Origin of the sequence: Pseudoalteromonas rubra (assembly GCF_004212645.1) — a bacterium.
GTDB classification, from domain to species: Bacteria; Pseudomonadota; Gammaproteobacteria; order Enterobacterales; family Alteromonadaceae; genus Pseudoalteromonas; species Pseudoalteromonas rubra_G.
Window position 1 is genome coordinate 43,309 of record NZ_PPUZ01000015.1, and the last position, 7,436, is coordinate 50,744.

Sequence of the window (7,436 nt, forward strand, 5' to 3'; positions counted from 1 at the left end):
AAAGTTAAATAAAATTAAGTTCTTGGAAACTGGACCTTGATGGCGTTACGTGCCCCCAGCCAGCGTTCACGGGCTTTACCCGCCTGTGGGCTATGCTCGCCGTATTCCGCGCAGGCAGCCAGAAACTGAAAGGCCAGGCCATCGCTGTGTTGCTGATAAGCCTGCATCCGGGCGGCATCCACCTGCGCCTGATGTTGCAGTGCTTTGGCTTGCTTGAGTAATTTAATGGCCTCTTCGGCCAGCTGTTGTGCCCGCTCAGGAGCCGTGCTGTATTGCGTCATAATGATGCCTCCTTGTTTATTTAGACCAGGTGCCTAAAGCACGCCCTGATCCATCAATGCAAACTTCATTTTCAGGTGACGATGCATATTGCCAATTTGTGCCTTGCCCATTTTGGCAAGCTCAGGTGCGACCAAAATATTGAACTCAACCCCCTGATCGATCACCGTGATTGAATCCGAAGGCACGCCCGTAAGGGCCAAGTCAAATGCCAGCAGCAATTCAACATCATTGGATTTATAAGCAATAGACTCGGTCGGAGAAGAATAAACAGCGAACAATACATGCTGAATTTCACCATTGACTTCCTCTTCGGTATAAAAACCGATTTCGTTAACAAAAAAGCCCTCTCCTGCGATAGGCTCTGCATCGCGCACCGTCAGATGTAACTGTTTGCCATCCGCCAGGGTTTTGGCACTGGCCAGATCCAGTCTGTATTTTTCATCCTGCAAGCGGGTGATCCCTTCATGCGGCTGATAGCTGCCACTGCCCAGGCCCACCTTGCTGATTTTGGCCTTAAAGCCACCTTGTTGCGCCCTGAACAGCGCCGATAAGCCCGCCGAGGTGATCACGGGTTGTAGTAAAATACTCATTGTTAAAAACTCCTTTATACAGGTACGCCAAGCGTGCCGTAGCAACGCACCGCACTCACCCGGCGGCGGCTGATGTGCATGAACGCTGCGGCGCAACTGCGACTGTTAATAAACTCATCGGGAATACGCTGGTCCGATAGCCCTCTGAAACGAACGACCTGCAGGGGCTTACGAGTCATGCACAGTGCCTGACGTAAACCACATTGCCATGTTCGGTGGCGCTCTTTGTCCACCCCAGCGCGGTGCCTGAACACCTGATAACGCGCGCGCGATAAGTTGCTAGCCACAGAAAGCCCAACCAGGCTGTCTCGCTGTTTGGCTTTGTCGCCAATACAGGGCTCTACCGCCGCATACATCCGCTTGTGTGTGATCGGGTGAACGATTGCCCCTGCTGCCGCGCCACTGGCCATTTTCATCCCAACCAGGAAATCAAAATGGGCCTTTTGCGGCTTGGTCTGATTCGTCACCCGGTAAATGGCGTCGTACAGCGCCTGATCCAGCTTGATGGCCCGACTGGTGTAAGGCAGTGCATTGGCCCAGGCAATAAACACAAAGGTATGCGGCTCCTTGCTTAAGTACGGGGCCAGATAGACATCATCGGTATCCTCAAACCACTCGAAAAACTCCAGTTCCAGGCCCAGTGAAGACAGCGCCCGCTTGACCGAGCCCACTGTTCCTTTATGTTTGTGAATAGGCACAGAGCGGGCTACCAATGCCCGCTTGGTCTCGCTCGGCCAGTTTTCATCCCACTCATCCACCGACAGCGCCCAGGCCAGCCAGGGCAACAGAGGTTCCGGGCAGGTTTGTGGATCCCACAGTTTGGCTATCTGCTCTGGCACAACCCCACGCTCGCTGCACTGTGTTACTTCGCTCAAGCCACGTTCCAGTACGCTCGCGCCGGGCGGCAATAATTGTGTTGTCTCAGTCATTGCCCCACCTATAAAAACGACAGTTGCAGCGACAAACTCACGGCCTGTGTTGCCTCAGGCACAATGTCATCCGACGGCGACAACAGCTTGATTTTGCGCACCCCGCCCTGGTGTAACATATCGATAATGGCTGAATGCGGGATCTCTTTGCCGAGGCGGGTATGTGCGCGGTTGAAATCGTCCATAGCCGTATCAATTGCCAGTCTGACCTGAGCCTCATTCACACCCGGATTGAGGTAGATATGTGCATCAACCACCACACTGGTTGGGCGTGTGACGGTGACCTGCACCTGATCTGTCAGTGGCCGAACATCTTCATGGTTCAGGTGTGCCGACACCGCCGCCTGCACCGCCGCCTGATCGGCCCCCAACTCCGTGAGCACCGTGACCTCCACCACACCCGGCGTATTTGAGGCCACATGCACATCCCGCACTCGCGGGTCAGCCGACATCGCTTGAAACTGATAGGCCCCATTGGTGCCAGCCATACTATGGCTTTCTAGCGACAGTGGAATGCGTGCACGGTAACGCTCATCGCTTTCCCCTTCTGAGCGGGCAACACCAAACAGGGCTCCCAGGTGATCCAGATTACTCCCTGCTGCAAAGGCCAGCATCACAGCCTGTGCAGCGTCGTTAATCCTTTGTCTTAACAGTAATTCCCGGTAAGCGGCAACCTCCAGGACTTTGACTGCCGGATCAGACGCCAGTAACGTATGCTCAGGCAAGCGTTCGGTAATCGCGCTTATGAGCGCTTGGCGGATCTCGTCGTAATTCAGTGTTTCTATCACCGCCGGAGGCGCCAGGCGTGATAAGTCAATCGCGGTATTCATAGATCAATTCCTCAGGCAACAGTCGTCCCGCCCGGACAATACTGTTCAGGTCAATTCAGTCATTAAAAGGACGAGGCAGAATGCTTTGGCGGTGCAACCTGATGCAGATGTGCTGCATCGACTGTGCCCTCAGCTAGCCGTTATTGCGTTTTGCACTCAACAGGGCGTCGAGTTTCTTATCGATAGAATCCAGACGCTTTTCGATGCGCTTCTGGTCCTCTTTGCGGATCTGCTTTAGATGTGCCAGCTCCTGTGAGTTTGTGGTGATCCGTTTATCCAGATCGTTCAGATATAAAATGCCCGACACCACTAATGCAATGGTGGTCAGGATATGAGCCAGATTCAGCTCCTTTTTCATTTGCCATTGATCGGCTTGCATGGTTTGGCCACCTCCTCATTCATAGTTACCCCCAGCAATTTAAGACTGCCACTGGCCACTGAGCATTTGCTGGGCCAGCTCCTGCGCCCGCTCTGGCACCTGGCGAGCCCAGCGGCTATCCAGCATTTCCAGTGCTGCACGCTCAAAATCGCCACTTTGCACTGCCTCAAGCATCTTTTTGAAGCCCAGCAATCCCTGCATCCCCAAATTAAACGCCATATTGGTCAGTACCGCCTGCCTGGCCTCATTGCAGTGCACAGTATCTATGCGGCGTCGCACGCCGGCCTGTGCGTTAGCCACATCCTGTGCCAGCAACTGTTCCGCTTCTTCCTCTGCAATGCCGTTCTGTTCCAGGTTTCTGCCATAGCCTATGGTCAGCTTGCCCGCCGTGCAGTAGTAAGGGAAACGGCGAAACCCTTCATGCTTTTTTAACTGTTCAACCGTGTTCATAATGGTCATATTCGCTCCTTATGGATGACATAAACTCTGGAGCAGGCTTCTTTCTGCTTTCACCAGCCAAAACTCCATCGACCGCTTGGAGTCAAACCCCAGTGTTTTAGCAACCAGGGCAATATCTCCCTCAACCAGATATTTGCCCCGCAGCGCCCGAATACACTCAGGTCGCAGCCTGGCAATGCACTGGGTCAGCGTTTCAATTTCTTCAGGCACCGTCATCATGTCGCTGCTGATGTAGCCTGCACCAGAATCCCCTATCCGCTCAGTTACAGCCTGACGGCTAAACCCTTTACCCAGCTCTTTGGCACGCCAGAATCGACCCCAGCGCTTCAAGGCGGTACGCAGCTGCTTAATGGTTGGTTGTGTCATCATCATTGATCTTTCCTATTACTTCTAGAATATCGAGCGAGTAAACATCCTCCACCAGACCGACTACGTCGTTCCACTTGGGGCTGTACTCTTTGTTTTCCCAACGTCTCAATGTACGCTCCTCAACACCATAGTGCGCAGCTGATTCTGCCTGTGTATAGCCTCTGATATGGCGAGCAAACCTCAGAATATCGGCACCTAATGGTGTTTTTCGCTGCGCTGTGAGTCGCGGCTTTGCATGTATAAATTGCTTCATCGTTTTCCTTATACTTTTGAAGTCATTCGACAGACAAAACAGCGCCCTGTATGCGGGACTTCGCATTGTGCACTTGATGTGATAAGCAATCACGAGCAACAGCGGTCACTGTTCATGTTTCTGGTCATTAAATTAAACGGATCCGTCAGTGAACCAGGTAGGTTGTTCACTCACTCCCTGTAACATCCGCTGTTATTAGTGTGCTGGCGCAGGGATTGAAGGAAAAGTGCGCTGATGCAAAAATCGCATCACATGTTTACAACTCCATGTCATAGCTTTATCAAGCTTAGGGCTATAATACCTTTTTCATCGGCGCTAAACAGGTCAAAAATGCCCTAACAATTATAAAGTTAAAATTCATCTAAGATTTCTATAGAAACTTACCTGCAGTTCTTGAGGGAAGCAAACAGTATTAACAATTGTAAAATTAAGCGGGGTATTCTTCACAAAGTAGCTTGTATGCCAGACAAACATTGCCCCCATGCATCGCATTCACTAAAATAACCACATCTAAACAAAGAGAAGCAAAATTCATGGCTCAATATATCTATACAATGTCGCGGGTGAGCAAAGTAGTGCCACCCAAACGCACAATCTTAAAAGATATTTCTCTGTGCTTTTTTCCGGGTGCCAAAATTGGTGTGCTCGGTCTGAACGGTGCGGGTAAATCAACCCTGTTACGCATTATGGCCGGGGTCGATACCGAGTTTGAAGGAGAGGCACGTCCGCAACCTGGCACCAAAATTGGCTACCTGCCGCAGGAGCCGGTGCTGGATGAAAGCAAAACCGTGCGCGAAACCATTGAAGAAGCAGTGGGTGAAGTAAAACGCGCACTGAGCCGCCTGGACGAAGTTTACGCTGAGTACGCAATGGAAGACGCCGACTTTGATGCATTAGCCAAAGAGCAAGGCGAACTGGAAGCCATTATCCAGGCACACGATGGCCATAACCTGGACAACGCGCTGGAGCGCGCTGCCGATGCACTGCGTTTACCTGAGTGGGATGCCAAAATTGAGCACCTGTCGGGGGGTGAACGTCGCCGGGTTGCCATTTGTCGTCTGTTACTTGAAAAGCCAGACATGCTATTACTGGACGAACCGACCAACCACCTGGATGCCGAGTCGGTTGCCTGGTTAGAGCGCTTCTTACACGATTACGAAGGTACTGTGGTCGCGATTACCCACGACCGTTACTTCCTTGATAACGTGGCAGGCTGGATCCTGGAGCTGGACCGTGGCCATGGTATTCCATGGGAAGGCAACTACTCTTCATGGCTGGAGCAAAAAGATGCCCGTCTGAAGCAAGAAGAGAAGTCGGAAAAAGCCCGCCAGAAGTCGATTGAAAAAGAACTTGAATGGGTACGCTCTAATCCGAAAGGCCGTCAGGCTAAATCAAAAGCCCGTATGGCACAGTTCAGTGAGCTGCAACAAACAGATTATCAGAAGCGTAACGAAACCAACGAGCTGTTTATTCCGCCGGGTCCGCGTCTGGGTGATCAGGTCATTGAAGTGAACAATCTGACTAAGAGCTTTGGCGATCGCGTCCTGATCGACAACTTGAGCTTCTCGGTACCAAAAGGCGCAATCGTTGGCATTATCGGTGCCAACGGCGCAGGTAAATCTACCCTGTTCAGAATGCTCAGTGGTGAGCATCAGCCGGACAGCGGTGAGATTGTGCTGGGCGAGACCGTGCAGCTGGCCACCGTTGAGCAGTTCCGTGATGACATGGACGGCAACAATACCGTATTCCAGGAAGTGTCTGATGGTCAGGACATTCTGAAAATTGGTAACTTTGAAGTACCCAGCCGTGCGTATGTGGGCCGCTTTAACTTTAAGGGCAACGACCAGCAGAAGTTCGTAAAAGAGCTTTCCGGTGGTGAGCGCAACCGACTGCACCTGGCTAAACTGCTCAAAGCAGGTGGTAACGTGATCCTGCTGGATGAGCCAACCAATGATCTGGACGTAGAAACCCTGCGTGCACTGGAAAACGCCATTCTGGAATTCCCAGGCTGCGTAATGTGTATCTCGCACGACCGCTGGTTCCTCGACCGGATCGCGACACACATTCTGGATTACCGTGACGAAGGTCAGGTGAACTTCTTCGACGGTAACTACACTGAATACGAAGAGTGGCTGAAAAAGACCTATGGCGCGGAAGCCGCTGAGCCAAAGCGTATTAAATACAAAAAAATTGGTTAATCACCCATAACGCCAGATAAAAGCCCTGATTTTCGGGGCTTTTTTATACCTGCTCTGAACTGAATTTTGCTCCGCAAAGTGGAGAGACAGCAAAAAACTGGCTAAGCTATAAGAAACAAGCTAAGAGAATACAGATGAAAGAACGTAGACGATTTTCACGCGTACTGTTTTCGAACCCGGCCCTGCTTATGACGGCCAGTGGCGACTACAAATGCGAAGTGATTGACCTTTCACTCAATGGCGCACTGCTGACGTTACCTGTGGGGTATGTCCCCCTTAAAGATGAGCCAGCCAGTTTGCGCTTTGCCTTACCGCAAAGCGATATTCAAATCGCAATGGAGGTTCAGGTTCGTCATATAGAAGAAGGCCACCTTGGCGTGCACTGTAATCAGATAGACTTAGACAGCGTAACCCACCTCAAACGCCTGATTGAGCTAAACCTGGGAGACGACGACGTACTGCACCGCGACCTGGAGCAACTCCTGCTGCACGACTAAGCTCCGGTATGGACAAAGTCCCACAAGGGTGGCTTTGCACCCTTGTGTGCACCAGAGCACTGAACTACTCTCTGTTCATTTGATCTTAAGTTCCAGAACACGCCATTTTCTTTGCGCCTTACCCAGCCATTGCAGCCATAAACAATATCCCATCACGCTGACGCCGTTGTTATGACCGTCAAGCCTGGTAGAATGCCGTTTTGGGATCGTTGTGGTGAAATAGCCTAATCATTCTCTTTAGATTAAAGGGAATATTTTACTTTATTTTTACTTTTGGCCTGTGCTAGGTTAGTTAATGTAACAACCAAAGGAGATAACTATGTTACTAAAACTGAAAAAGAAACCAATGAAAGCCCTATCTAACGACAAAGCAGGCGTACCTGCAAACATGACACCCCAAGTAGCTGGTGGCGTAGAAAAAACTTACTACTGTTGGTCAGATCATCGCTGTCCGGGCACACAAACATCGTGGCTGTGCTAATCCGTCATTGATATTGTTACTAAGCCCGCGAAGAAATTTGCACCCGGCGGGCTTATTAGAGTGTCCACAATCCTATTCAACCCTGTTTATAACTCCGCGTTTCTCAATTGCCTGAAACTCAACCTGCTTTTTTCACTGCTTAATACCGATTTCACTTAATACCTGTTCA

The 7,436-nt window shown here is 50.9% G+C and carries 11 protein-coding genes; 3 read left to right on the forward strand and 8 right to left on the reverse strand.

The features are described 5' to 3' along the window. Positions 1 to 14 precede the first annotated feature (14 nt). The 8 genes from C3B51_RS05865 to C3B51_RS05900 form a co-directional block, all read right to left on the reverse strand. Positions 15 to 281, reverse strand: coding sequence for a hypothetical protein (locus C3B51_RS05865; protein WP_130244476.1), 267 nt, complete (start codon positions 279 to 281; stop codon positions 15 to 17). Positions 282 to 314: 33 nt separating this feature from the next. After that, a complete protein-coding gene (locus tag C3B51_RS05870; protein ID WP_125720071.1) occupies positions 315 to 872 on the reverse strand; it encodes a phage tail protein in 558 nt (185 codons plus the stop codon). 14 nt (positions 873 to 886) lie between these two features. Next, positions 887 to 1,801 (reverse strand): phage tail protein I, encoded by a 915-nt coding sequence (locus C3B51_RS05875; protein ID WP_130244477.1) that lies wholly within the window; start codon positions 1,799 to 1,801, stop codon positions 887 to 889. A gap of 8 nt (positions 1,802 to 1,809) precedes the next feature. Next, a complete protein-coding gene (locus tag C3B51_RS05880) occupies positions 1,810 to 2,631 on the reverse strand; it encodes a baseplate assembly protein (protein WP_130244478.1) in 822 nt (273 codons plus the stop codon). 133 nt (positions 2,632 to 2,764) lie between these two features. Continuing rightward, entirely contained in the window at positions 2,765 to 3,010 is a 246-nt protein-coding gene (locus C3B51_RS05885; protein WP_046005597.1) for a hypothetical protein, read from the reverse strand. A 39-nt stretch (positions 3,011 to 3,049) separates the two neighbouring features. Then, positions 3,050 to 3,469, reverse strand: coding sequence for a glycoside hydrolase family protein (locus C3B51_RS05890; protein WP_046005596.1), 420 nt, complete (start codon positions 3,467 to 3,469; stop codon positions 3,050 to 3,052). Between the two features lie 9 nt (positions 3,470 to 3,478). Continuing rightward, entirely contained in the window at positions 3,479 to 3,841 is a 363-nt protein-coding gene (locus C3B51_RS05895; protein ID WP_125720081.1) for a hypothetical protein, read from the reverse strand. Continuing rightward, positions 3,816 to 4,091, reverse strand: coding sequence for a helix-turn-helix domain-containing protein (locus C3B51_RS05900; protein WP_125720083.1), 276 nt, complete (start codon positions 4,089 to 4,091; stop codon positions 3,816 to 3,818). The genes C3B51_RS05895 and C3B51_RS05900 overlap by 26 nt, the downstream gene beginning before the upstream one ends. 533 nt (positions 4,092 to 4,624) lie before the next feature. On the opposite strand from C3B51_RS05900, the gene ettA reads away from it, so the two are divergent. From ettA to C3B51_RS23545, 3 genes are all read left to right on the forward strand, one after another. Further along, on the forward strand, positions 4,625 to 6,289 hold the full coding sequence (ettA, locus tag C3B51_RS05905) for an energy-dependent translational throttle protein EttA (RefSeq protein WP_130244479.1): 1,665 nt from the start codon (positions 4,625 to 4,627) through the stop codon (positions 6,287 to 6,289). 134 nt (positions 6,290 to 6,423) lie between these two features. Beyond that, positions 6,424 to 6,786 carry a PilZ domain-containing protein gene (locus tag C3B51_RS05910; RefSeq protein ID WP_046005592.1) on the forward strand — a complete coding sequence of 121 codons (363 nt, stop codon included), beginning with the start codon at positions 6,424 to 6,426 and terminating at the stop codon, positions 6,784 to 6,786. 319 nt (positions 6,787 to 7,105) lie between these two features. Continuing rightward, positions 7,106 to 7,267 carry a hypothetical protein gene (locus tag C3B51_RS23545; RefSeq protein WP_155946259.1) on the forward strand — a complete coding sequence of 54 codons (162 nt, stop codon included), beginning with the start codon at positions 7,106 to 7,108 and terminating at the stop codon, positions 7,265 to 7,267. The last annotated feature ends 169 nt before the right edge of the window (positions 7,268 to 7,436 follow it).

What these genes read in the sequence shown, in the direction of transcription:
- ettA (WP_130244479.1), top strand. Translation starts at nt 4,625, where the DNA reads ATGGCTCAATATATCTATACAATGTCGCGGGTGAGCAAAGTAGTGCCA.
- C3B51_RS05870 (WP_125720071.1), bottom strand. Translation starts at nt 872, where the DNA reads ATGAGTATTTTACTACAACCCGTGATCACCTCGGCGGGCTTATCGGCG.
- C3B51_RS05885 (WP_046005597.1), bottom strand. Translation starts at nt 3,010, where the DNA reads ATGCAAGCCGATCAATGGCAAATGAAAAAGGAGCTGAATCTGGCTCAT.
- C3B51_RS23545 (WP_155946259.1), top strand. Translation starts at nt 7,106, where the DNA reads ATGTTACTAAAACTGAAAAAGAAACCAATGAAAGCCCTATCTAACGAC.
- C3B51_RS05875 (WP_130244477.1), bottom strand. Translation starts at nt 1,801, where the DNA reads ATGACTGAGACAACACAATTATTGCCGCCCGGCGCGAGCGTACTGGAA.
- C3B51_RS05900 (WP_125720083.1), bottom strand. Translation starts at nt 4,091, where the DNA reads ATGAAGCAATTTATACATGCAAAGCCGCGACTCACAGCGCAGCGAAAA.
- C3B51_RS05910 (WP_046005592.1), top strand. Translation starts at nt 6,424, where the DNA reads ATGAAAGAACGTAGACGATTTTCACGCGTACTGTTTTCGAACCCGGCC.
- C3B51_RS05865 (WP_130244476.1), bottom strand. Translation starts at nt 281, where the DNA reads ATGACGCAATACAGCACGGCTCCTGAGCGGGCACAACAGCTGGCCGAA.
- C3B51_RS05895 (WP_125720081.1), bottom strand. Translation starts at nt 3,841, where the DNA reads ATGATGATGACACAACCAACCATTAAGCAGCTGCGTACCGCCTTGAAG.
- C3B51_RS05890 (WP_046005596.1), bottom strand. Translation starts at nt 3,469, where the DNA reads ATGACCATTATGAACACGGTTGAACAGTTAAAAAAGCATGAAGGGTTT.
- C3B51_RS05880 (WP_130244478.1), bottom strand. Translation starts at nt 2,631, where the DNA reads ATGAATACCGCGATTGACTTATCACGCCTGGCGCCTCCGGCGGTGATA.